At 63.5% G+C, this 21991-nt stretch carries 25 protein-coding genes and 1 other RNA gene; 17 read left to right on the top strand and 9 right to left on the bottom strand.

The features are described 5' to 3' along the window. The first annotated feature begins 169 nt into the window (after positions 1-169). On the top strand, positions 170-1132 hold the full coding sequence (locus AC4K8G_RS02550) for a threonine ammonia-lyase (protein WP_491734395.1): 963 nt from the start codon (positions 170-172) through the stop codon (positions 1130-1132). On the opposite strand, the gene AC4K8G_RS02545 is transcribed toward AC4K8G_RS02550, so the two are convergent. Then, positions 1129-1383, bottom strand: coding sequence for a hypothetical protein (locus AC4K8G_RS02545; protein WP_491732610.1), 255 nt, complete (start codon positions 1381-1383; stop codon positions 1129-1131). The two genes, AC4K8G_RS02550 and AC4K8G_RS02545, sit on opposite strands and share 4 nt — an antisense overlap. Before the next feature lie 54 nt (positions 1384-1437). Between AC4K8G_RS02545 and AC4K8G_RS02540 the strand changes: the two genes are divergently transcribed. Next, positions 1438-1605: a hypothetical protein gene (locus tag AC4K8G_RS02540; RefSeq protein ID WP_491732609.1), complete on the top strand. Its 168-nt coding sequence runs from the start codon at positions 1438-1440 to the stop codon at positions 1603-1605. Here AC4K8G_RS02540 and AC4K8G_RS02535 read toward each other — a convergent pair. Then, the gene (locus AC4K8G_RS02535; RefSeq protein ID WP_491732608.1) at positions 1577-2260 is read right to left on the bottom strand and encodes an alpha/beta hydrolase; all 684 of its coding nucleotides are present in this window, start codon (positions 2258-2260) and stop codon (positions 1577-1579) included. The genes AC4K8G_RS02540 and AC4K8G_RS02535 overlap by 29 nt on opposite strands. Positions 2261-2373: 113 nt before the next feature. On the opposite strand from AC4K8G_RS02535, the gene AC4K8G_RS02530 reads away from it, so the two are divergent. From AC4K8G_RS02530 to AC4K8G_RS02520, 3 genes are read left to right on the top strand one after another with little or no spacing between them, the layout of a single operon-like run. Then, positions 2374-3456, top strand: coding sequence for a cysteine desulfurase family protein (locus tag AC4K8G_RS02530; protein WP_491732607.1), 1083 nt, complete (start codon positions 2374-2376; stop codon positions 3454-3456). Next, on the top strand, positions 3453-4571 hold the full coding sequence (locus AC4K8G_RS02525) for a cysteine desulfurase family protein (protein WP_491732606.1): 1119 nt from the start codon (positions 3453-3455) through the stop codon (positions 4569-4571). The genes AC4K8G_RS02530 and AC4K8G_RS02525 overlap by 4 nt, the downstream gene beginning before the upstream one ends. Further along, positions 4568-4903 carry a 2Fe-2S iron-sulfur cluster-binding protein gene (locus AC4K8G_RS02520; RefSeq protein WP_491732605.1) on the top strand — a complete coding sequence of 112 codons (336 nt, stop codon included), beginning with the start codon at positions 4568-4570 and terminating at the stop codon, positions 4901-4903. Before AC4K8G_RS02525 ends, AC4K8G_RS02520 begins: the two co-directional genes overlap by 4 nt. Here AC4K8G_RS02520 and AC4K8G_RS02515 read toward each other — a convergent pair. Next, positions 4900-5625: an EF-hand domain-containing protein gene (locus AC4K8G_RS02515; protein WP_491732604.1), complete on the bottom strand. Its 726-nt coding sequence runs from the start codon at positions 5623-5625 to the stop codon at positions 4900-4902. The two genes, AC4K8G_RS02520 and AC4K8G_RS02515, sit on opposite strands and share 4 nt — an antisense overlap. A gap of 57 nt (positions 5626-5682) precedes the next feature. Then, on the bottom strand, positions 5683-6381 hold the full coding sequence (locus AC4K8G_RS02510; RefSeq protein ID WP_491732603.1) for an EF-hand domain-containing protein: 699 nt from the start codon (positions 6379-6381) through the stop codon (positions 5683-5685). Positions 6382-6499: 118 nt separating this feature from the next. Between AC4K8G_RS02510 and ffs the strand changes: the two genes are divergently transcribed. The 6 genes from ffs to AC4K8G_RS02480 all read left to right on the top strand — a co-directional run bounded on the left by ffs (position 6500) and on the right by AC4K8G_RS02480 (position 11491). Beyond that, positions 6500-6594: signal recognition particle sRNA small type (ffs, locus tag AC4K8G_RS02505), an RNA gene on the top strand. A gap of 133 nt (positions 6595-6727) precedes the next feature. Next, positions 6728-7357: a hypothetical protein gene (locus AC4K8G_RS02500; protein WP_491732602.1), complete on the top strand. Its 630-nt coding sequence runs from the start codon at positions 6728-6730 to the stop codon at positions 7355-7357. Between the two features lie 8 nt (positions 7358-7365). Beyond that, entirely contained in the window at positions 7366-9108 is a 1743-nt protein-coding gene (locus tag AC4K8G_RS02495; protein WP_491732601.1) for a DNA polymerase III subunit gamma/tau, read from the top strand. A 1-nt stretch (position 9109) separates the two neighbouring features. Next, a complete protein-coding gene (locus AC4K8G_RS02490) occupies positions 9110-9442 on the top strand; it encodes a YbaB/EbfC family nucleoid-associated protein (RefSeq protein ID WP_491732600.1) in 333 nt (110 codons plus the stop codon). Between the two features lie 69 nt (positions 9443-9511). After that, on the top strand, positions 9512-11191 hold the full coding sequence (gene ettA, locus AC4K8G_RS02485; protein ID WP_491732599.1) for an energy-dependent translational throttle protein EttA: 1680 nt from the start codon (positions 9512-9514) through the stop codon (positions 11189-11191). 6 nt (positions 11192-11197) lie between these two features. Continuing rightward, a complete protein-coding gene (locus AC4K8G_RS02480; protein ID WP_491732598.1) occupies positions 11198-11491 on the top strand; it encodes a DUF1905 domain-containing protein in 294 nt (97 codons plus the stop codon). Between the two features lies 1 nt (position 11492). Here AC4K8G_RS02480 and AC4K8G_RS02475 read toward each other — a convergent pair whose 3' ends face one another. Next, positions 11493-12050 (bottom strand): PAS domain-containing protein, encoded by a 558-nt coding sequence (locus AC4K8G_RS02475; RefSeq protein WP_491732597.1) that lies wholly within the window; start codon positions 12048-12050, stop codon positions 11493-11495. 163 nt (positions 12051-12213) lie between these two features. Continuing rightward, positions 12214-12942 (bottom strand): NYN domain-containing protein, encoded by a 729-nt coding sequence (locus AC4K8G_RS02470; protein WP_491732596.1) that lies wholly within the window; start codon positions 12940-12942, stop codon positions 12214-12216. Positions 12943-13121: 179 nt separating this feature from the next. On the opposite strand from AC4K8G_RS02470, the gene AC4K8G_RS02465 reads away from it, so the two are divergent. Further along, positions 13122-13487: a YMGG-like glycine zipper-containing protein gene (locus AC4K8G_RS02465; protein WP_491732595.1), complete on the top strand. Its 366-nt coding sequence runs from the start codon at positions 13122-13124 to the stop codon at positions 13485-13487. A 27-nt stretch (positions 13488-13514) separates the two neighbouring features. On the opposite strand, the gene AC4K8G_RS02460 is transcribed toward AC4K8G_RS02465, so the two are convergent. Beyond that, positions 13515-14150 (bottom strand): carbonic anhydrase, encoded by a 636-nt coding sequence (locus tag AC4K8G_RS02460; RefSeq protein ID WP_491732594.1) that lies wholly within the window; start codon positions 14148-14150, stop codon positions 13515-13517. A gap of 67 nt (positions 14151-14217) precedes the next feature. Between AC4K8G_RS02460 and lipA the strand changes: the two genes are divergently transcribed. Next, positions 14218-15150 carry a lipoyl synthase gene (gene lipA, locus AC4K8G_RS02455; protein ID WP_491732593.1) on the top strand — a complete coding sequence of 311 codons (933 nt, stop codon included), beginning with the start codon at positions 14218-14220 and terminating at the stop codon, positions 15148-15150. Further along, the gene (locus tag AC4K8G_RS02450) at positions 15137-15598 is read left to right on the top strand and encodes a type II toxin-antitoxin system RatA family toxin (RefSeq protein WP_491732592.1); all 462 of its coding nucleotides are present in this window, start codon (positions 15137-15139) and stop codon (positions 15596-15598) included. The genes lipA and AC4K8G_RS02450 overlap by 14 nt, the downstream gene beginning before the upstream one ends. Here the strand turns inward: AC4K8G_RS02450 and AC4K8G_RS02445 are convergent. Then, the gene (locus AC4K8G_RS02445; RefSeq protein ID WP_491732591.1) at positions 15559-16062 is read right to left on the bottom strand and encodes a CinA family protein; all 504 of its coding nucleotides are present in this window, start codon (positions 16060-16062) and stop codon (positions 15559-15561) included. The genes AC4K8G_RS02450 and AC4K8G_RS02445 overlap by 40 nt on opposite strands. Continuing rightward, positions 16059-17198 (bottom strand): bifunctional 2-C-methyl-D-erythritol 4-phosphate cytidylyltransferase/2-C-methyl-D-erythritol 2,4-cyclodiphosphate synthase, encoded by a 1140-nt coding sequence (locus AC4K8G_RS02440; protein WP_491732590.1) that lies wholly within the window; start codon positions 17196-17198, stop codon positions 16059-16061. The genes AC4K8G_RS02445 and AC4K8G_RS02440 overlap by 4 nt, the downstream gene beginning before the upstream one ends. Before the next feature lie 66 nt (positions 17199-17264). On the opposite strand from AC4K8G_RS02440, the gene dusB reads away from it, so the two are divergent. The 3 genes from dusB to ntrX all read left to right on the top strand — a co-directional run bounded on the left by dusB (position 17265) and on the right by ntrX (position 21982). Next, the gene (dusB, locus tag AC4K8G_RS02435) at positions 17265-18263 is read left to right on the top strand and encodes a tRNA dihydrouridine synthase DusB (protein WP_491732589.1); all 999 of its coding nucleotides are present in this window, start codon (positions 17265-17267) and stop codon (positions 18261-18263) included. Between the two features lie 69 nt (positions 18264-18332). Further along, entirely contained in the window at positions 18333-20600 is a 2268-nt protein-coding gene (locus AC4K8G_RS02430; protein ID WP_491732588.1) for a sensor histidine kinase NtrY-like, read from the top strand. Then, a complete protein-coding gene (gene ntrX, locus AC4K8G_RS02425; protein ID WP_491732587.1) occupies positions 20600-21982 on the top strand; it encodes a nitrogen assimilation response regulator NtrX in 1383 nt (460 codons plus the stop codon). Before AC4K8G_RS02430 ends, ntrX begins: the two co-directional genes overlap by 1 nt. The last annotated feature ends 9 nt before the right edge of the window (positions 21983-21991 follow it).

Raw genomic sequence — 21991 nt, 5'->3', positions numbered from 1 at the left:
TCCAACTGGGTAGTTTCGAGACAAAGCTGCCTTGCGGTTGGAAGTCCCATGGGGCAGCGGAGCGCGATATATGTACGGGGTTCCGGCCTGTAAAGATTTTTTGGACCCCGTTTTGGAATTCGCAAACGCTATGTCGCTGATCTGCAACGGCTAATCGAAAGGGTGAAATATCAACCGCTTAGCGAACTATCCCCAAGTCACTCATGACGACGTTGTCGACGCGGGCAAGCGGATAACCGGCCTGGTCGAGCACACGCCGCTCATCGAAAGCGGGATCCACGGCGTCCGAATCTGGCTGAAGTGCGAATGCCTGCAGACTGGCGGCGCGTTCAAATTGAGGGGTGCGACCAACCGTTTGCTGCAGCTCTCGGACGAGGAGCGGAAGCGCGGCGTCGTCGCTTTCTCGTCGGGGAACCACGCGAGGGGTGTCGGGATAGCCGCCAGGCGCCTTGGAATCCCGGCAGTGATCGTGATGCCCGCCGACGCGCCTCAGGTGAAGGTCGAAGGCACGCGGAGCGAGGGCGCGGAAATCATCTTTTACGACCGGCGGGGAGAGAGCCGCGAAGCCATTGCGGCAAAAATTTCCGATGAGACCGGCGCGACGGTAGTGCCGAGCTTCGATGATCCAATGATCGTCGCCGGACAAGGCACGGCAGGTCTCGAAATCGTCGAGCAGCTGGGGCGCTCGCCGCCGCGCATCGTCATTCCTTGCGGCGGTGGAGGATTGGCTTCGGGCATTGCGCTGGCGCTGCCGAACACGGAGATCGTGATCGTCGAGCCCGAAGGGTGGGACGACATGGGCCGATCGCTGGAGTTAGGCGAGATTGTCCCGGTCCCGGCCGATGCGCCAGCCACGACGTGCGATGCGCTGCAAACGCCGCGTGTGTCGCCGATCACCTTCGGCATTCTTCAGGAACGCGGTGCCAAATCATTATCCGTAAGCGACGACGAAGCGGCAGAAGCGATCCGCTTCGCCTGGGAGCGTCACGGACTGACTGTGGAGCCGGGTGGCGCGGTAGCGTTGGCGGCCTTGCTCTCGGGCAAAGTGACGCCGCTAGATGATACGGTCGTTATCCTGTCGGGTGGGAATGTGGATCCGGCGCTTCATGCGCGGATCGTCGCGGATGATTAGGCGACGTTGCGGGTCTTATATTCGCCCGGCTCGAGGTGCATCGGGCTCGACAGCTCGACGGCCTTGGTGAGCTCCTCGAGCTCTGCGGCAAGCGTCTTTAGCTCGGCGGCCAGGAAACGGCGCTCATTCTCCGCAACCGATTCCGACGCATCGATCAGCGTTTCGAGCATCATGGCGATGCACGGCAGGATCGTTTCCTCGATCCGTTCAAAGGCCTCGTTCAGGCGATCTTGCTGCTCGGTATGCGGCATGTTGCGCTATTTGCACCGAAGTTGGTTAAACCTTGGTGAAACCGGACGCTGCAAATGACGAATTTTTCTTCGGTGGCGATGGCCATCGCCATGGTTACCGCGCTCCTGCTCCTGATTGGCGGAGCGAAGTTGGCATTCGACCGTCAGACGAGGGGCCGCGGCATCCTGATGATGGTCGCCGCGGCCGTGCTCGTCATGAACGTGATGATCTGGACGGTATAGCCGGCTTGATTGGGTCTGTGGCGAGCCGCATGTCGAGATAATCGTCGACCGACTTCATCATCAGCTCGAGCTCGTTGGCGAAAAAGTGGTTCGCGCCCGGGATCGTATCGTGATGGATCGTGATGTGCCGCTGCGTACGGAGCTTGTCGACGAGCTTCTGGACCGCGCTCGGCGTGACCACCTCGTCCGCCTCGCCCTGGATGATGATGCCCGACGAAGGACAGGGCGCGAGGAAGCTGAAATCGTACATGTTCGCCGGCGGGGCGATCGAGATGAAGCCGCGGATCTCTGGGCGGCGCATGAGCAGCTGCATCCCGATCCAGGCGCCGAAGCTGACCCCCGCAACCCAGGTTGTTTCGGCTTCCGGGTGGATGCTCTGCACCCAATCGAGCGCTGACGCGGCGTCCGACAATTCGCCGATGCCGTTGTCAAACACGCCCTGGCTCTTGCCGACTCCGCGGAAGTTGAAACGAAGCGTCGCAAAGCCGCGCTTGACGAAGGTTTGATAGAGCAGCTGGACGATCTTGTTGTTCATCGTCCCGCCGGCCTGCGGGTGGGAATGGAGGATCAGCGCGACCGGCGCGCGGGGCCGAGTACCGGGATGGAAACGCCCTTCGAGGCGTCCCTCCGGGCCGGGAAAAATGACTTCGGGCATGGGCGGTTTGATGCTCGCGCTTGGGAAATATGGTTTGCCGACGGGTGCACCGCGGCGTCGGGTCCTATATAGGGGCGCCCGTTAATGTGGCAATCGGCAGGAATCCACGCCTTTTGAGCACTCCCGACCGCCTCTACCTCGACCATGCGGCGATCACGCCCGTTCTACCCGAAGCGCGCGAAGCTATTGGCCGCGCGCTCGCGCAGATCGGCAACCCGAGCTCGCCGCACGCCGACGGTCGCGCGGCGAGGGCAGCGCTGGAGCAGGCGCGGCGGACGATCGCCGAGGCGCTCGAGTGGCGCCATGACGTCGTCTTCAATTCGGGCGGCAGCGAGGCCATCGAAATCGCCGCCAGCCGCACCAAGCTAGAGCGCCGTATCATTGGCCCGACAGAGCACGAGGCGGTGGTAGGCTCGATGGGAGCGGATGCCATCGTCGTTCCCGTGGATAACAATGGGATCGTCGATCTTGGCGCGCTCGAGGAAGCACTCGCGGCGGGTCCGGCTTTGGTCGCGATCCAGCTGGTCAATAACGAGACGGGCGTCATTCAACCGCTCGATCGGATTGGCGCGATGGTGGGTGGTAATGGCTCGCTGCTTGTAACCGATGCCGCCCAAGGCGCCGGCAAGATCACCCTCCCCGACGCCGATTTCGTCCCGATTACCAGCCAGAAATTTGGGGGTGCCACAGGAACGGGGGCGCTTCTCGTGAAAGACCTCTCGACCCTCCAGGCGAGTGGCGGCCAAGAGCGGGGGTATCGACGGGGCACCGAGAACCTGAGTGGGATCATCGGCATGGCGGCTGCGCTTGAGAGCCGCGCCTTTGCCAGCGCGATGCCGCAGCTGGCGTCACTGCGTCAGCGGCTCGAGACCGAAATCGTCGAAAGTGGCGGCGTCGTGATCGCGGCTAATGCCCCGCGCATCGCGACAATCGGCGCCTACGCCATGCCGGGCGTTGCCAGCACGAGCCAAGTCGTCCAGCTCGACCTCGCCGGCATTTCGGTCTCGGCGGGCAGCGCCTGCTCTTCCGGAAGCATGAAGCCGAGCAGAGTGCTCGCGGCGATGGGATTACCACCCGAAATCGCCGCGACCGTTATCCGGGTCAGTTTCGGGCCGTCGACCAGTGAGGCCGATGTCGGCCGCTTCCTGGGCGAGTGGCGCCGTATCAAGAACCGTGGCAAGGCCAAGGCCGCATGATCTACCTTGATTATCAGGCGACCACTCCGGTTGCGCCAGAGGTGGCCAAGGCGATGCATCCTTGGATCGAGGATCGGTTCGCCAACCCCCATTCTCCCTCGCGCTGGGGGCGGGAGGCAGAGGCCGCGATCGAAGTCGCGCGGAAGAACATCGAACAGGCGACGGGGCTGAAGGGCGGTAGCATCGCCTTCACCGGGAGCGCCACCGAAGCGATCAACTGGGCGCTCAAGGGGACGGTCGAGAAAGCGGATAAGGACCGCAACCGCATCATAACGGTGGCCACCGAGCATGCCGCGGTGCTCGACAGCTGCGAGTGGCTTGCCGAGAAAGGCGTCGACCTCACGATATTGCCGGTCGAGCCGGATGGGCGGCTCGACCTCGACCTTCTTCGCCGCGAGCTCGACAGCCGCGTGCTGTTAGTCGCGGTGATGCAGGTGAACAACGAGATTGGCGTCACCCAGCCGATCTCCGAGATCGCTCACATCGCGCACGGCGCAGGCGCGCTGATGATGTGCGACGCCGTCCAGGCTTTTGGACGGATCGACCTGTGCGGTGGCCCGGACCTCGTTGCGATCTCGGCGCACAAGATCCATGGCCCGAAGGGGATCGGCGCCCTGTGGATGCGCAAGGGTGCCGAGCCGGCCACGCTGATCCATGGCGGTGGGCAGGAGCGGGGGCTTCGATCCGGAACCTTATCGCCCGAGCTCTGTGTTGGCTTCGGCGCCGCCGCCAAGCTGGCCGAAGAGCGCGCGAACCGCGATTACGACCATGTCGAGAAGCTGTGGGTCGCCGCCGTTAACGCGCTTGGCCCGGGCTGGACGATCAATGGAAGCACCGCCCACCGTTACAAAGGCAATCTCAACATCCGCCGCGAAGGTGTTGATGCAGCAAGGCTTTTAGCTGATTTGCGTGACATTGCCTTCTCGCTTGGGTCAGCATGCGCCAGTGGGTCTGGGCGACCGAGTCATGTGCTTCGCGCGCTTGGCCTCGATTATCGCGAGAGCCGCAGCTCGATCCGGCTCGGGTTTGGGCGTTACACCAAGCAGCAGGAGCTGGTTGATGCCTGCAAGCGGATAGCCGCAGCAGCCCACGCGCAGGAGAAGCTCGACGCGTGACCCTAGTGCGGTTTCTTAAGGCTGACGGGACCCTCGATAAGGAAGTTGAAGGAGCGCCGGGCGAGCGGCTCCTCGACGTTGCCTGGGCGGCGCGCGAACCGCTGGAAGGTGCGTGCGAAGGCGTCATGGCCTGCTCGACCTGCCACGTCATCGTCGAGCCCGAAGATTTCGAGACGCTCCCGGCGGCCAGCGAGGAGGAAGAAGATCTGCTGGACCTCGCGGCTCATGCCGGGCGGACGTCGCGGCTCGCCTGCCAAATCATCCTGACCGAGCAGATGAAGAGCCTGACGGTTCGCATTCCCGCCGGCGCGACCAACTGGATGGGGCGCTAGTTGCCCGGATAGGGCAGTGGATTGCCAACGCGTTCGTCGGGCGCATCTTTCGGACGCTTGCGGCGTCCATCGGCCGTGATGACCGGACGCATCGCTTCAAGCTGCGCCAGGCTGATCCTGTTCGAGTGCGTTCGGTCGAGCAGGACGAACCTGGCAATCGCGGCCTGCCTGAATTCGGCAAGGGTCACACCGCGGTCGAAGTCCGTATCGGCGGCTGCGACCGGCTCCGGCATGTTGAGCAGGCCGTAGCGGGCCGCGCCTTGCAATCCGCCGCGAAACCCGAGCGCCGCATCCCCCATCTCGTCGGCGGCTCGCCGCCGCCCGCGCTCGCTCTTGTGGGTGGGGAGCGAAGTGCCCGGTGCCGCTCTGGTCCGCGACATCACCTGAACGTCCGGCGCGATCTCATATTCGTAATTGGCGATTTCCTCGGGATCGAGCTCGCCATTGTGATCGAGGTCGAGCGTCGCGAAGAAACGCTCGGCGTCGGCCTTCATCTCATCGACGGTCAGTACATTGTCATGGTTCCGGTCGGCTCCGGCAAACCAGCGAGCCAGCGTGTCGTCGGTCACCGAGCGCGCGCGAAACGGCTCGCCCATAGGGCTGATGAACGGCGCCCAGGCATGACCGGTGACGGTGATCGGCGCGGAAGAGGCAGAAGAGGCGGAAGAGGGCGCGGCGGCGCTCGCGAGGAGCAAGGTCGCAAGCGGGATGGAGAGAAGCATGAAAGTCTCCAGCGGACTCGACAGACCTCGTTCCCTGCGCGTGAACGGCGAATGAAGCTAGCCTTGGTGGTGGCCGCCCCAGCCACCGTTGCGGTGGTGGCCGCCGTGACGGCCGAAGCCGCCAAGCGGCGCTGACGGCCGCATGGCCTGCAACTGTGCCACCGTGAGGCGGCCGGCATGGCCTGTGTCGAGCAATCCGAAGCGATCGTAGGCGGCCTTGCGAAATTCGACGAGCGTGATGCTGCGGCTTAGGTCCGTGTCGGCGCCGGCAACTGGCTCGGGAATATTGAGCAGGCCAAACTGGCCGGCCCCCTCGGGACCGTGCGAAGCGGTGAGCGGGATATCGCTGCCATCATCGCCCGCGTCTGGCACGATGCCGCCGGCGTTTGCGTTGCCGTCCGGCTTGGGCGCGTACATCGAATGCGGTTCGCCATGAACCTCGGGTGCGATCACGGTCTCGTAATGCGTGACCTCGTCGGGATCGAGTTCGCCATCATGATCGGTATCGAGGATGGCGAAGAAGCGCTGGGCATCTGCCTGAAGTTCGCTCGCGGTGAGCAGGCCATCATGATTGGTGTCGGCCTGGGTGAACCAATCGACCAGCCCGTCGCCGCTGGGCCCGTCGCCCCGGAACGGCTCGCCCATCGGGCTGACGAACGGCCGGCGATGGCGATGCGTCGGCTGGATGACCGCTTGCGGGAGGGGAGCAGCGGTCGCTTGGGCGGCTAGTGATAACAGGATAGCGGCGAGAGGCATTGGTCGGCGCCTTTGCAAGGAGGGGGCGAAATTCGAATTCTGCGCGTGAACGGCTAATGAAATTCCGTCCGCCCGACACATTAACTTGCGTCCATGTCGAGCCTTGCCCATATGCGCGTCCGGAAGTCGGCGGACGGCGCTGTCGCCAACCTGGTCAGGTCCGGAAGGAAGCAGCCACAACGATTTCGTGCCGGGTCGTCGGCTTCCACCCTCTCGTCATTGCGAGGAGCGTAAGCGACGCGGCAATCCAGGCTGGATTGCTTCGCTGCGCTCGCAATGACGCACTTCTCGCTTTCGAACCGGTCCAGGGACTGCCACAACCGCCGATTGCACCGGGGGGTGACCAATGTCCGATTTCGAGTTCCTTTTCTCCGTCTTCGGACTTCTGATCGGCCTGACCCTCGTCGAGATCGCGGTCAAATTCGCCGATGCGATCGATGCTCATCGGCGACGCCCATTGGGCGTGCTGACGCCACTCCTCGCCTGTTTCGTCCTGATCGATGTGGCCAGCTACTGGCTGTTCACTTGGTCTTTGCGCGATTTGCTGACGGTCCGATGGCGAATTGTCTTCATCGGCCTCACGGTCTCGATGATCTATTATTTCGCGGCATCCATGATTTTCCCGCGCAGCGAGGGTGAGTGGAAGAATCTGGACGAGCATTATTGGGCGCGCAAACGGCTCGTGATCGGAGGAGTGCTGCTGGTCGAAGGCGCGACAATGGCCTGGCAGCTGACGCGGGCAGTGCCGGCCTTGGACGATTACTGGTTCTGGTTTTACCAGCTTCCCTATTACATTCCTCTGGCCGTCCTGCTGTTCACCCGTTCGCGGCGCGCCGACATCATTCTCTTCACCGTCTTGATCGGCGTGATGCTGTTCAGTGATTTCGACCTTGGGCAGAGCTCGCGATGGGGGCACGAAGTCGGCATCAGCTTGCGCACCGCGCCTTCGACAAGTTCGTCGCCGACACCTAGATAAGAATGGCGATGGCCGATTCTCCCAAACAACCCGACGACGACAAAGAGACACCGACTTCGGCCGAACTCGAGGCGGAAGGGCAAGCGGCCATGTTCGGCGATGTCCCCAAGCAGCCGCCGCCGGCGCCAACGGCGCAGGTTGCCGCCGCCGAAGCCGCGCTGGCGAAGCCGCCGAGCGCTCCAAGCGGCAGCGCCTATCGAGTCCTTGCCCGCAAATACCGCCCGCAGACCTTCGATCAGCTGGTCGGCCAGGATGCGATGGTCAAAACGCTCGGCAACGCGATCGAGCGGGGCCGCATTGCGCATGCCTTCCTGCTCACCGGGGTCCGCGGGGTCGGCAAGACCTCGACTGCGCGGCTCATCGCCAAGGCGTTGAACTGCATCGGCCCGGACGGGCAGGGTGGTCCGACGATCAACCCTTGCAATGTATGCGAGCCATGCCGCGCCATTGCAGAAGGCCGGCACATCGACGTGATTGAAATGGACGCGGCGAGCCACACCGGCATCGACGACGTCCGCGAGATCATCGACGCGGTCCGCTACGCGTCGGTCAGTGCGCGCTACAAGATCTACATCATCGACGAAGTTCACATGCTTTCGAAGCCGGCTTTCAATGGCTTATTGAAGACTCTTGAGGAACCGCCTGAGCATGTGAAGTTCTTCCTTGCAACAACGGAAGTGCAGAAAGTACCGGTGACGGTTCTGTCGCGGTGCCAGCGGTTCGACCTCAGGCGCATCCCCGCAGAAAAACTGGCCCATCATTTTGCCGAAGTAGCCAAGGCCGAAGAGGTCGAAATCGACGCAGAAGCGCTGAACATGATCGCGCGCGCCGCAGAGGGATCGGCGCGCGATGGTCTGTCGATGCTCGACCAGGCGATCGCCCATGGCGCGGGCGCTGTCACCGCGGAGCAAGTCCGCGAGATGCTTGGGCTAGCCGACCGCGGCCGAATCCGGCGCTTGCTGCAGCTGATCCTGTCAGGCGACGCCAAGGAGGCGCTGGCGGAGCTCGACCAGGCGCACGATCTCGGGATCGACCCCACACAGCTGCTGCGCGGCCTGATGGAAAGCTTGCATGCGGCGACCCGCGCCAAGGCAGGGGCGGTCGCCGATGCCCTGCAATCCGCCGAAGAGCGCGAGAGTGCCGAAAGCATGGCAGCGGCGCTAGGGTGGGGCACGATCCATCGCCTGTGGCAGATGCTGCTGAAGGGCCTTCAGGACGTGGATGCGGCCCCCGAACCCCGGGAGGCGGCCGAAATGGCGCTGCTGCGGCTAATCCACGCTGCCGACCTTCCCGATCCGGCGGCGCTGATCGCGCGGATGACCGGCGAGGGCGCCGGGAGCGCTCCGTCAGCCGCTCCTGCGGCCAAGGCGTCAGCCCCCGTAGCCCAGCTGCCGGCGGATTTCGCGGCTTTGGTTGGCGCGTTTGAAAAGGCCGGCAAGCACAATCTCGCAGTCCAACTCCACGACCAGGTCGGTGTGGTCCGCTACGCGCCGCCGGAGCTGGTGCTGAAGCCGATGCGCCCGCTTGGCGGCGACTGGACTCGCGATCTCGGCGCAGCGCTCAAGTCGCTGACCGGCACCAACTGGCAGGTGGCGCTGTCGGACGAAGCCGGCGAGCCCTCGCTGCTCGACCAAGAGAAAATCGCCGAGGAGCGCGTTCGCGCAGATGTCCTCGCCGATCCCAACCTCCGCTCGGTGATGGACGCATTTCCGGAGGCTGAGCTCGAATCCTTCTCAACCAAAGGCGCCTGACATGCCCGAACTACCCGACTTCGAAGAGATCATGAAAATGGCCCAGAACGCGCAGAGCGAGCTGCAAAAGGCCCAGGACAGCCTCGACCACATCGAGGTCGAAGGCGCGGCTGGCGGCGGCATGGTCAAGATCAAGGCGACCGCTAAGGGGCGCATCCTTGGCGTCGAGATCGACGACAGCCTCCTCCAGCCGTCGGAAAAGAGCATGGTCGAGGACCTGATCATCGCGGCGATCAACGATGCGCGCACCAAGGCCGACCAGGTCGCCAATGCCGAAATGCAGAAAATGTCGTCCGGCTTGCCGCTGCCGCCGGGGTTCAAGCTGCCGTTCTAGGGTAGAAATCGGAGCGCCGGTGTCCTAACTGGCGCGAAACCCCCGTTTATCAGAGGAATTCGCGACCCCATGGCCGCCCAATATGCTTTTGTCATGAAGGACATGACCAAGTCCTTCCCCGGCGCCCAGAAGCCGGTGCTCAACCACATCAACCTGCAATTCTACCAGGGCGCCAAGATCGGCATCGTCGGCCCCAACGGTGCCGGCAAGTCGACCCTGATGAAAATCATGGCCGGCATCGACAAGGACTTCCAGGGAGAGGCCTGGCCGGGCGAGAATATCACCGTCGGCTACCTTCCGCAGGAGCCGCAGCTCGACCCAAGCAAGAATGTGCTCGAGAACGTCAAGGACGGCGCGCGCGATGTCGCCGACATGGTCGACCGCTTCAACGCGATCTCGGCCGAAATGGGCGATCCCAGGGAGGATACCGACTTCGACAAGCTCATGGAGGAGATGGGCGACCTCCAGGGCAAGATCGACGCGGTCGACGGGTGGACGCTCGACAACCAGCTCGAGGTCGCGATGGAAGCACTCCGCTGTCCGCCCTCGGACTTGTCGGTCGAGAACCTTTCCGGCGGTGAAAAGCGCCGCATCGCTCTCACGCGGCTGCTGATCCAGAAGCCGTCGATCCTGCTGCTCGACGAGCCCACCAACCACCTCGACGCCGAGAGCGTCCAATGGCTGGAAAACCACCTCAAGGAATATGAGGGCGCGGTGCTGATGATCACGCACGACCGCTACTTCCTCGACAATGTGGTGAGCTGGATCCTCGAGCTCGATCGCGGGAAATACTTCCCCTACGAAGGCAATTATTCGACCTACCTCGAGAAGAAGGCCAAGCGGCTTGAGCAGGAGGAGCGCGAGGAGAGCGGCCGCCAGACGGCCATCCGTCACGAGCTCGAGTGGATTCGGCAAGGCGCCAAGGCCCGCCAGACGAAGTCGAAGGCGCGCATCGCGAAGTTCGACCAGCTCGTCGCCGCTCAGGAAAAATATGTGCCCGGAAAGGCCGAGATCCTGATCCAGGTGCCCGAGCGCCTGGGCGGCAAGGTCATCGAGGTGAACAACGTCAGCAAGGCCTACGGCGACAAGCTATTGTTCGACGATCTGTCCTTCACGCTCCCGCCGGGAGGGATCGTTGGCGTGATCGGCCCGAACGGCGCCGGCAAGTCGACCTTGTTCAAGATCATCACCGGGCAGGAAAAGCCGGACTCAGGCGAGATCGAAATCGGCCCGACGGTACACCTCGGCTATGTCGACCAGAGCCGCGACCACCTCGATAATTCGAAGAACGTTTGGGAAGAGATTTCTGACGGTCTCGATTACATGAAGGTCAACGGCCACGACCAATCGACGCGCGCCTACGTTGGCGCGTTCAACTTCAAGGGCCAGGACCAGCAGAAGAACGTCGGCAAGCTGTCCGGCGGTGAGCGCAACCGCGTCAACATCGCCAAGATGTTGAAGCGCGGCGGCAACGTGCTGCTGCTCGACGAGCCGACCAACGATCTCGACGTCGAGACCTTGGGCGCGCTCGAGGAAGCGATCGAGAATTTCGCCGGCTGCGCGGTGGTCATCAGCCACGACCGCTTCTTCCTTGACCGGCTCGCGACCCATATCCTGGCGTTCGAGGGCGACAGCCACGTCGAATGGTTCGAGGGCAATTTCCAGGCCTATGAGGAAGACAAGGTCCGTCGCCTCGGCGAGGAAGCCACGCGCCCGCACCGGACGAGCTACCGCAAGCTGACGCGGTAGGACCCGATGATCACCATCACCTCGCTGCTGTGGATCTGGAAAGGATCGGACGCGGCGGGGCGCTGGTACTTCATCACCGTGCCGGACGAGGAATCGGATGAGATCCGGGCGCATGCCTTGGGAAGTCCGCGCGGGTTCGGTTCGGTCAAGGTTGAAGCGCGGATTGGCGACGTAACCTGGCGGACGTCGGTGTTTCCGCTCAACAGCGGCGGCTACCTGCTGCCGGTGAAGGCTGAAATCCGGAAAAAAGCCGAGATCGGCACGGGTGATGAAGTGACCGTCGAGCTCGAATTGCTTTGAGCTAGGCTTTCCGCCTGGCGGCGAGATTGTCGGCGGTTTCGTCGAAACGGCTCGCCATTTGCTGCAGGACGATCGTGCTTTCACGGCTGTAGAGTGCGTCGGCGAGGCGTCGGCAGCGCTCTGCCTGCTCATGCAGCGAATCCGCCTGCTCGTCGGTGACATCGATCAGCACGTTGACCGCGCCCTTCAGGGTGCCATCTGAATCAAAGAGCGGGGTGGGGTATGGTTTGAAGGCCCGTCTCGTGCCGTCCGGCCGTTCGGCAATGGCGATCGAATTACGAATCGGCTCCCGCTGCTTGATCGCCTGCGCCATCGGGCAGTCTTCGTGTTTCATCGGCTCGCCGATCGTCGTGTAGAGCTGCCAGCTGACGCACCAGCGGTCTCGGCCAAGCCGCGGCTCACGGCCGGCGAACTCGACACATGCTTGATTCCAATAGGTTACAGCACCTTCTGCATCTGTGGTGTAAACAGGTGCGGGAAGCCGATCCAACGCGCTTTGCCAATCTTGATCGGTCGAAAGCGCAACTAATGCGTGCTCGACAATCTGTTCTGGATCCATCGGTCCTGCACCCGCCCCGTCTGGATGTAACTTATGTTACAAGCAGAACCGGCCATCAGAGGGGCGGTTCCGCCTCTCCCCAAAAACTAAAGCGCTGTGGCAATCGGACAACAGCCTGTTCGATTCGCAGGCGAAATTTATCTGTGGATCAACGATCCACAACCTAGCGTAGGCGCTTCACCAACAACCGGCCGTCCTCGCCGTTTTTCACCTCAAAGTTCGGCACGGCCTTGATGAGGTCGGAGAGGCGGGTGAATCCGTAGTTGCGGGCGGCGAAGCTCGACACGGCTTTGGCCCGCTGGCCGAGTTCCGAGAGAGGCGTGTAGCCCTCGTCATCGCGCTTGGACGCCTTGTAAGCCGAGCCGAGCACCTGGAGCAGCTCGGTATCGACCGGCCGTTGCCCCTTGCCCGCGGCGGGCTGCTCGAGTTGCTCCTCGTCATCCAGGGCCAAGGCGCCGACGTCGAAGAAGCGCGTGCAGGCTTGCTGGAAGGAGAGGGGCGTCTTGGCAGTTCCGAAGCCATACACTGGGAGCCCATCCTCACGGATTCGCTGGGCGAGCGGCAGGAAGTCGCTGTCCGAGGACATAATGCCGAAGCCGTCGACATTGCCGCGGTAGAGAAGGTCCATCGCGTCGATGGTCATGCGCATGTCCGTCGCGCTTTTGCCTTTGACGACGTCGAACTGCTGCATTGGTATGATCGAGTGAAGGCCGGTCAACTGGCCCCAGCCTTTGAGGCTGGCCTTGGCCCAATTGCCGTAGGCGCGGCGAATATTGATCGTGCCCAACTCACCGAGGACAAGGAGAACGTCGTCCAGGTGTTCGGGCGAGGCGTTGTCGGCATCGATGAGCAAGGCGATGTTTGCTTCCTGCTCGTTCTGGCGGTCGCGCATCCTTGTCCCTTTTGGCCGAGTCTTTCATCGCTTCTCTAGCGTCGCGTCGCGGAATGACCACCGCTTGCCGCGACCCTATTTGCCAGATGAACGGCGGATGATCGATGCGGGAACGAAACGCCTTCTGAACCGCTTTAGGGTTTCGAAGCGAAGGGGCGCGTGTGAGAAGGGATATTACGATGAGGAAATTTGGTCTTGCCGCAGCCCTGGCCGCCACTGTTGCGGTGTCGGGCTGCGCTACTACTCCCAACCAGTACGGTTACGATCCGTATTATGGGAATAACGGCTATTATCAGCCTGGCTACGGAAACACGCAGGTCGGCCGTGCGGCCACCGGCGCTGCTATCGGCGCCGTGGGCGGCGCGATCGCCGGTGCGGTGATCCCGGGCGTCAGCACTGGCACGGGCGCGCTTGCCGGCGCGGTCCTTGGCGGTGTTCTTGGTGCTACGATCAACGGGCGGCAATATTATCGCGATACCCGCGGCTATTGCTACTACGTCGACCAGTACGGCCAGCCGCACTACGACTACAACACGCGCTGCTAGTCAGCCGACACTCTAATTGAGTTGCTGCTAGACGGGGCGGAAGTCTTCTTCCGCCTCGTCGAGCACGTACAAGCGCCCTTCCGCGACCGAGAAGTGGGCACCGTGCAGCTTCAGCTTTCCGCTCGTTTCGCGCTCCGTAATCCAGGGGAAGGTGCGCAAGTTGGCGAGGCTGACTTTAACCGCCTCGCGTTCCATTGCCGTGAAGGCTGCGCGATCGAGGTTGGGGTGATCGGCGCGGATGCGGTCCGCGGCGTCGTGCAGCATTCTCACCCAGTCCGCGATGAAATGGCCTTCGCCGGGATCGGTATCGTCGAACTGGCCGGTGAGCGCAGCGGCGCAGCCGCCGCATAAGCCATGCCCCATGACCAGGATCTCGCCGACCTCCAACTGGCTGACGGCGAATTCCAGGGCTGCCGAGACGCCGTGGAAGCCGCGGCTCGTTTCGTACGGCGGGGCGAGCCCAGCAATATTTCGAACCACGAACATTTCGCCCGGCCGCGCATCGAAGATTTGCGCCGGGTCGACGCGGCTATCGGCGCAGGACAGTATCATGACCTTGGGGCTCTGGCCCTCAGCGAGTTCCGACCACCGCTCGCGCTCATGATGCCAGTCGTTCTCGCGGAAACGGCGGTAGCCTTCGATCAATTGGGTCAGGTAGGGCATGGCCTATCGCGCTAGCGGCACGGGGGCGGGGGTGGCAAGGGCGCCTCTCAATCGCTATCTGGCCGCCATGAACGCTCCGGCAGCCGTACCTCCAAAGCAGCGCAAGCCCGACTGGATCCGCGTCAAAGCCCCGGTCAGCGAAGGCTATCATGCGACGCGCAGGCTAATGCGCGATCTCAACCTTGCGACCGTTTGCGAAGAAGCGGCGTGCCCGAACATCGGCGAGTGCTGGACCAAGAAGCACGCGACGGTGATGATCCTTGGAGACACCTGCACGCGCGCCTGCGCCTTCTGCAACGTCAAGACCGGCATGCCGCGCGCGGTCGATCCGCTTGAGCCGGAGCATGTTGCGACCGCTGCGGCCGAACTCGGCCTTGAGCATATCGTCGTCACCTCGGTGGATCGCGACGACCTGCCCGATGGCGGCGCATCGCAATTCGTGAAGGTGATCGAGGCGCTGCGCCGCAACACGCCCAACACGACGATCGAGATCCTGACGCCCGATTTCCGTAACAAGAGCGAGGCGGCGATCGATGCGATCGTCGCTGCCGGGCCCGACGTCTACAATCACAATCTCGAGACCGTGCCGCGGCTCTATCCGACGATCAGGCCGGGCGCGCGCTATTATGCGTCGCTACGCCTGCTCGAAAGCGTGAAGCGCAAGGCGCCGCATATCTTCACCAAGTCAGGCGTGATGGTCGGTCTGGGCGAGCAGCGCCTCGAAGTTCACCAGGTGATGGACGACATGCGCTCTGCCGGCGTCGATTTCCTGACCATGGGCCAGTATCTCCAGCCAACCCCGCGCCATGCGAAGGTCGAAGAGTTCGTCACGCCGCAGGCGTTCGATGCTTATGCGGCCATCGCCCGGGCCAAGGGCTTCCTGCTGGTCGCCGCTTCGCCGCTGACGCGGTCGAGCTACCATGCCGGCGACGACTTCAAGAAGATGCAGCAAAACCGTGCCGAGCAGCTCAAGCGAGAAGGCGCGAATGCCGCGGCATAGCGAAACGCGGCATCTTCCCTACACGCCCGAGCAACTGTTCGACATGGTCGCCGACGTTGCCCGTTACGACGAATTCCTACCCTGGGTGGTCGCGGTACGCCTCCGATCGGCGAGCGAGAAGGAAACGGTCGCCGACCTTGTCGTCGGCTTCAACGCTTTCAAGGAGCGGTTCACCAGCCGCGTCGTCAAAGACCCTCCGAGACGGATCTGCGTCGATTATGTCGAAGGCCCGCTCAAATATCTGCACAACGAATGGACGTTCGAGCCGGCCAGCGATGGCGGCACCAACGTGCATTTCTCGGTCGATTTCGCGTTCAAGTCGCGCATCTTCGAAACCTTGGCGGGATCGATGTTCGACCGGGCGCTTCGGCGCATGACTTCGGCATTCGAGCAGCGCGCGGCGGCGCTTTACGGCATCAGCAATTCGAGCGCGCAAAGCGCCGCCTGAAGCCGCACGCCCGAGCGCGTCTTTTCGTCGAAGAATTTCTGGTCGGCGACGATCTTCGCGGGATCGGCATCGCGTTCCGCACGCGCAAAGACGACCGTGCCCACCGGCTTGGCCGGGGTACCCCCGCCCGGGCCGGCGACACCGGTAATCGCCACGGCGATATCTGCGTCGGAAGCGGCAAGGGCGCCGCGGGCCATCGCCCAGGCGGTGGCGACGCTTACCGCGCCGAACGTGTCGACCACGTCTTCCGACACCTTGAGCTCGCAGATCTTGGCGGCGTTCGAGTAGGTCACATAGCCGGCCTCGAACATTTCGGACGAGCCGGGGATTTCGGTGAGCGCGGCGCTGACGAGGCCGCCGGTGCAGCTTTCGGCGACAGCGACGCGCCGGCCGGCCTTGCGATTGGCCTCGACCACTTCGCGTGCCTTGTCGACCAGAAGATCGGGAAGAAGAGAGTCTTTCACTTAAAATATCCCATTCGAATGCTTGCGACCGCTTGGGCGGCAATGCCTTCACGCCGGCCGGTGAAGCCGAGGCCTTCGGTCGTGGTCGCCTTGATGCTGACCTGATCGATCGAAAGCCCGGCAATCCCGGCGATCCGGGCGCGCATCGCGGCCCGATAGGGCCCAACCTTGGGTTCTTCGGCAATCACGGTGCAGTCCAGATGGTCGATCATCGCGCCCTTCGAGCGCAGCAGACCGACCGCATGTTCCAGAAATAGGGACGAATTCGCGCCTTTCCACTGCGGGTCGCTCGGCGGGAAATGCTCGCCGATGTCGCCAAGACCCGCTGCGCCGAGCACTGCGTCGGTGATCGCATGGAGCACGACGTCGGCGTCGCTATGACCGGCGAGCCCCCGCGGATGGGGGATTTCGACACCGCCGAGCATGAGCGGTCCCTCCCCCGCAAAGGCATGGACGTCGAACCCCATGCCGGTCCGCGGCGAGAGACTCCCAGCCAGCCATTGGGTCGCGCAGTCGAAATCGGCGGCGGTGGTGAGCTTATCGAGCGCAGGGTCGCCTTCGACTGCGGCCACCTTCATGCCCGCAGCGCGGAGGACGGTTGTTTCGTCGGTCGGCGAACCGTTGAACTGGGCATATGCTTGGCGAAGCGCGTCCAAGCGGAACGCCTGGGGAGTCTGAACGCGGACCAGCCCGGAGCGGTTCAAGGTCTCGTCTAGGCTGTCGCTTGCGCGGGCAAGCGTGTCGCCGACCGACAGCACCGGCGCTGCGCCGTCGAAGAATTCGAGGCTCGCCACCAACCGGTCGATTACCGTCGGGGGACAAAAGGGCCGGGCCGCATCATGGACCAGGACCGCATCGCCTTCGATCTGGCTGAGGCCGGCACGGACCGAGTCCGCGCGCTCACTGCCGCCTTCGATCAGCGTGCCGACGTCGAGGCCCTGGAGCGCGGCCGACGCGAGCGGCTCCTGGCCATCGCCGATCACCACCCGGGTGGCTTGGACGGCGGGGTGTCCCGCCAGCGCCTCGACTGCCCAGCGAAGCACGGGCTTGCCGCCGAGCAAGCGGAATTGCTTGGGCACGTCTCCGCCCATGCGGGAGCCGGACCCAGCGGCGACGATGAGGGCGGTGACGGTCATTGCGCGCGGGCGTTAGGCGTCCGCGCCTTGTCCGCCAAGGGCTTCTCCATTATCTGCGCGGCTTCCATGAGCGCGCTGAAGCCCATCAAGATCGGCCCGATCGAGGTCGGATCGCCAGTCATCCTGGCGCCGATGACGGGCGTCACCGACCTGCCGTTCCGGCGGGTCGTAAAGCGCTATGGTGCGGGCCTGACGGTGAGCGAGATGATCGCCAGCCAGGCGATGATCCGCGAAACCCGGCAGTCGCTGCAGAAGTCGCTTTGGGATCCGGCGGAAGAACCGGTCTCGCTCCAGCTCGCGGGCTGCGAGCCACATTTGATGGCCGAGGCGGCGAAGCTCAACGAGCAGCGCGGTGCCGCCATCATCGACATCAATATGGGCTGCCCGGTCAAGAAGGTCGTCAACGGTGACGCCGGCTCTGCCTTGATGCGCGACCTGCCGCTGGCGGCGAAGCTAATCGACGCAACGGTCAAGGCCGTGAAGGTGCCGGTGACCTTGAAGACGCGGATGGGCTGGGACCATTCGAGCCTCAATGCGCCCGAACTTGCTCGGATCGCCGAAGACCTCGGCGTCCAGATGATCACCATCCATGGGCGGACCCGCTGCCAGCTCTACAAGGGCGAGGCGGATTGGGCTTTTGTGCGCCGCGTGAAAGAGGCGGTATCGGTGCCAGTCATCGTCAACGGCGATATCTGCTCGATCGAGGATTCCCGGACAGCGCTGGCGCAGTCCGGCGCGGACGGTGTGATGATCGGCCGCGGCGCGTACGGACGTCCGTGGCTGATCGCGCAGGTGATGAGCGAGCTGGGCGGAGGAGGGCATCGGCCCGATCCGAGCCTCGACGAGCAGCTCGAAACCATGCTCGAACAATATAGCGACATGCTCGCGCTCTACGGCACGCACACGGGCGTGAACCTCGCCCGCAAGCATATCGGTTGGTACACCAAGGGCCTGCCGGGCTCGGCAGAGCTCCGCAACAAGGTCAACCAGCAGGACGACCCGGCGGTTGTGACCAAAATGCTGCGTGATTTTTATGCACCGTGGCTGACCCGATCCGCCGCTTGAATTAATTGTTCCGGACACAGGTGTGTTTTTGATGCAACGGCCGTGAGTGCCTGCTAGGGCGCTGAGCGAATGGATGCGCTTACGGCCGAATCACCGGTGACATCTCGGCAGGAAAGCTGGCTCAAGCGCGAGCGTGCGAGCGGCCGGTTCTACGATCGTCTTGCCGTGCTCATCGGCGCCTTCCTGGTCGGTGCGCTCACGGTAGCGGTATGGGTGCTGAGGCGGGGGGCCGAGCCCGGCACGCTCTTGTCTCCTCCGCTAATCGCGCTCCTGCTGATTGCGATCCTGCTTCCGGCCATCGCCCTCATGGTGCTGTTCTCGCGAAAGGTTGCGATGCGCCGGGCGGAGCAGGGGGGTCTGGGCAGCGGCCGCCTTCACACGCGCTTGGTCGCGCTGTTCTCGGTCATCGCCGCGGTTCCGACGGTGCTGGTCGCGATCTTCGCCTCGCTGCTGTTCCAGAGCGGGCTCGAATTCTGGTTCTCCGACCGGGCTCGGAACATGCTCGAGAACACGGTCGCGGTGGCCGACGCCACCTATCGCTACGAGTTAGGGCGCGTCGGGAACGAAGCGACGACCATGGCTGGGGACCTCACCGGGTATCTCCAAAAGGTAACGATTGACGATCGGCGGTTCGAGACCGGCCTTGCATTTCAAACCTACCAGCGGGCGTTGAGCGAGGCGGCTATCCTGCGGGTCGGCTCGAAGGGAGACATCCAGACGCTCGCGGTCGCGAACGGCTATGTCGGGATGATCGACAACAAGCGGATCGCGCTGGCGATCGCCAAGCTCCGCAGGCTTCCGGACAACGCCAGCGTCGACGCCGGTGCACCCAATCGGATTTCAGTTGTTACCCGGCTTAGCCCGGGGACCGACACTTACCTCTATGTCGGGCGCCAGCTCGATCATGAGGTCGCGAGCCAGATCAATCGTGCGAACGCGGTAATGCGCGATTACCAGGGGCTGCTGGCCAAGTCGCGGATCAACCAGCTGCGCTTCAACGCGGCGCTTCTGCTGGGCGCTCTAGTCATCGTTGGGCTGGCGATCTTCACCGCGCTCAGGCTTGCCGACCGGCTCGTCCGCCCCGTTGGAGAGCTGGTCGCGGCTGCTGGCCGGATCGAAGCCGGCGATTTCTCCGCCCGCGTGCCCGTGACCAAGACCGAGGACGAGGTGCAGACGCTGGCGACCGCGTTCAACCGGATGACGGGACGGCTTGAGGAGCAGACGAACGCATTGCGCACCGCCAACACCCAGCTCGAAACTCGCCGTGCCTTCATGGAAGCGGTGCTGTCGAGCGTGACCGCGGGTGTCGTGGCGGTCGATATGAAGAACCGAATCCTTCTGCTCAATCGCTCGGCGGCTACTCTGCTGCAGAAGGGTGGGGAAGAGTCCGAGGGCAAGCAACTCAGCAAGCTTTCGCCCGAGCTCCACGAGTTCGTGCGCGGTGAGCAGTCCGAAGCCGATGTGCTCCTAGCCGCGGACGCCGGCCAACGCACGTTGGCGGTGAAGCGCGTGCGCTACCAGGACGGGTCGGTGCTGACCTTTGACGACATCACCGACCAGCTGTCGGACCAGCGACGCGCCGCCTGGTCGGATATTGCGCGCCGTATCGCGCACGAGATCAAGAATCCGTTGACGCCGATCCAGCTAGCCGCCGAGCGGCTCCAGCGCCGCTTTGGCGGAGAAGTAACGTCGGACGCTGATACATTCGAGCGACTGACCGGCACGATCGTTCGCCAGGTTGGCGATCTCCGTCGGATGGTCGACGAATTCTCCAACTTCGCCCGCATGCCCAAACCCGTGTTTCGCGACGAGAATGTGTTCGAGATCGCGCGCCAGGCTCTGTTTCTTCACGAAGTCGCGCATCCGGCGATCACCTTCGTGCTGGATCCGGCGCAGGGCAATTTCCCGATGGTTTGTGACCGTCGCCAGCTTGCTCAGGCACTCACAAATGTTGTGAAGAATAGCGTTGAAGCCATTGAAGGCAGGCGGGCGAGGGGCGAGCATAGCCTCGCGGGCGATCGCGTCGAGCTGCGCCTGCACGACGAAGAGGGGCATCTCGTCCTCGACGTGCTCGACACTGGCGTTGGCCTTCCCGAAGACCGCGAGCGGCTGACCGAGCCCTACATGACGACGCGGGTGCGCGGCACCGGCCTCGGCCTCGCGATCGTCAAGAAGATCGTCGAGGAGCATATGGGCGAGATCGCCTTCCTCGACCGACCGGGCGGCGGCACTCATGTCCGGATCGCATTCGACACTGCAAAGCTTGCGCATCTCGCGATCGATGAGCCCCAAACCGACGACGATGAAAACAATGAACAAGAAGGCGAGGAAGCCTGATGGCGCTTGAAGTGCTGGTTGTGGACGACGAGGCCGATATTCGGGAGCTGGTGAGCGGTGTCCTTGAGGACGAAGGCTATACCGTACGGACGGCGGCCGACAGCAATGCAACCCTGGAGGCCATCGAGGAACGGCGCCCGTCCATGGTCCTGCTCGACGTCTGGCTCCAAGGATCGCGCCTCGACGGCCTCCAGTTGCTTCAGGAAGTGAAGCGGCGCGACCCGACAATCCCGGTCTTGATGATCTCCGGCCACGGGAACCTAGACACCGCCGTGGCGGCGGTGAGGGAAGGGGCCATCGACTTCATCGAGAAGCCGTTCGAGGCGGAGCGGCTGATCTATCTCGTCGACCGCGCCACCGAGACCGAGCGCTTGCGGCGCGAGAATGAGACGTTGCGCAAGCAGGTGGGACAAGAGGACCAGCTCCACGGGTCATCGGTCGCGATCAATACTGTGCGCGCAACCCTGAAGCGTGTCGCGCCAACCGGAAGCCGGGTTTTGATTTCGGGGCCGCCGGGTGTCGGCAAGGAAATCGCCGCGCGGATGATCCATCAATGGAGCCCGCGTGCCAAAGCGCCCTTCATCGTCCTTTCAGCCGCGATGATGAGCCCCGAGCGGGTCGAGGAAGAGCTGTTCGGCAGCGAGGTCGACGGCGCGATGCGTCCCGGCCTGCTCGAGCATGCCCACGGCGGAACCCTTTTTCTCGACGAAATCGCTGACATGCCACTGACCACGCAGGCCAAGATTCTGCGCGTCCTGACCGACCAGAGCTATCATCGGATCGGCGGTCAGCGACCAGTCAAGGTGGACGTCCGCGTGCTTTCGGCAACATCCCGGAACTTGTCGGAAGAGATTGCGGCGGGGCGCTTTCGCGAAGACCTGTTTTATCGCCTGAACGTCGTGCCGGTGCGGCTCCCGGCGCTTCGCGAGCGCCGTGAGGATATTCCGGAGCTCGTGAGCACCTTCCTTGCACGTTTTGCGGCCGAGCGGCGCATGTCGCCGCCCCGCATCTCTGAGGAAGCGATGGCGGCGCTCCAGGCGCATGACTGGCCAGGGAACGTCCGCCAGCTGCGGAACATCATCGAACGGACCCTCATCCTGGCGCCAGGCGACCGCGCGTCGTGTATCGAGGTCGATCTGCTGCCGGGGGAAATCCTGGAGGGTCAGACGGCATCGGGCAGCGGCAACACCGCGATGGCGATCATGGGCAGTCCGTTGCGCGAAGCGAGAGAATCGTTCGAGCGGGAATATTTGCGCATTCAGATCCGGCGCTTTTCCGGCAACATCTCGCGCACCGCGACGTTCATCGGCATGGAGCGCTCGGCCCTTCACCGTAAGCTGAAAGCCCTGGGGATCGGCGACAAGCGGGAAGACGAGGAGTAGAGGAGGCGG

This window comes from Sphingomonas sp. SP3, assembly GCF_058514305.1.
This window is presented reverse-complemented; position numbering and strand designations above follow the sequence as displayed.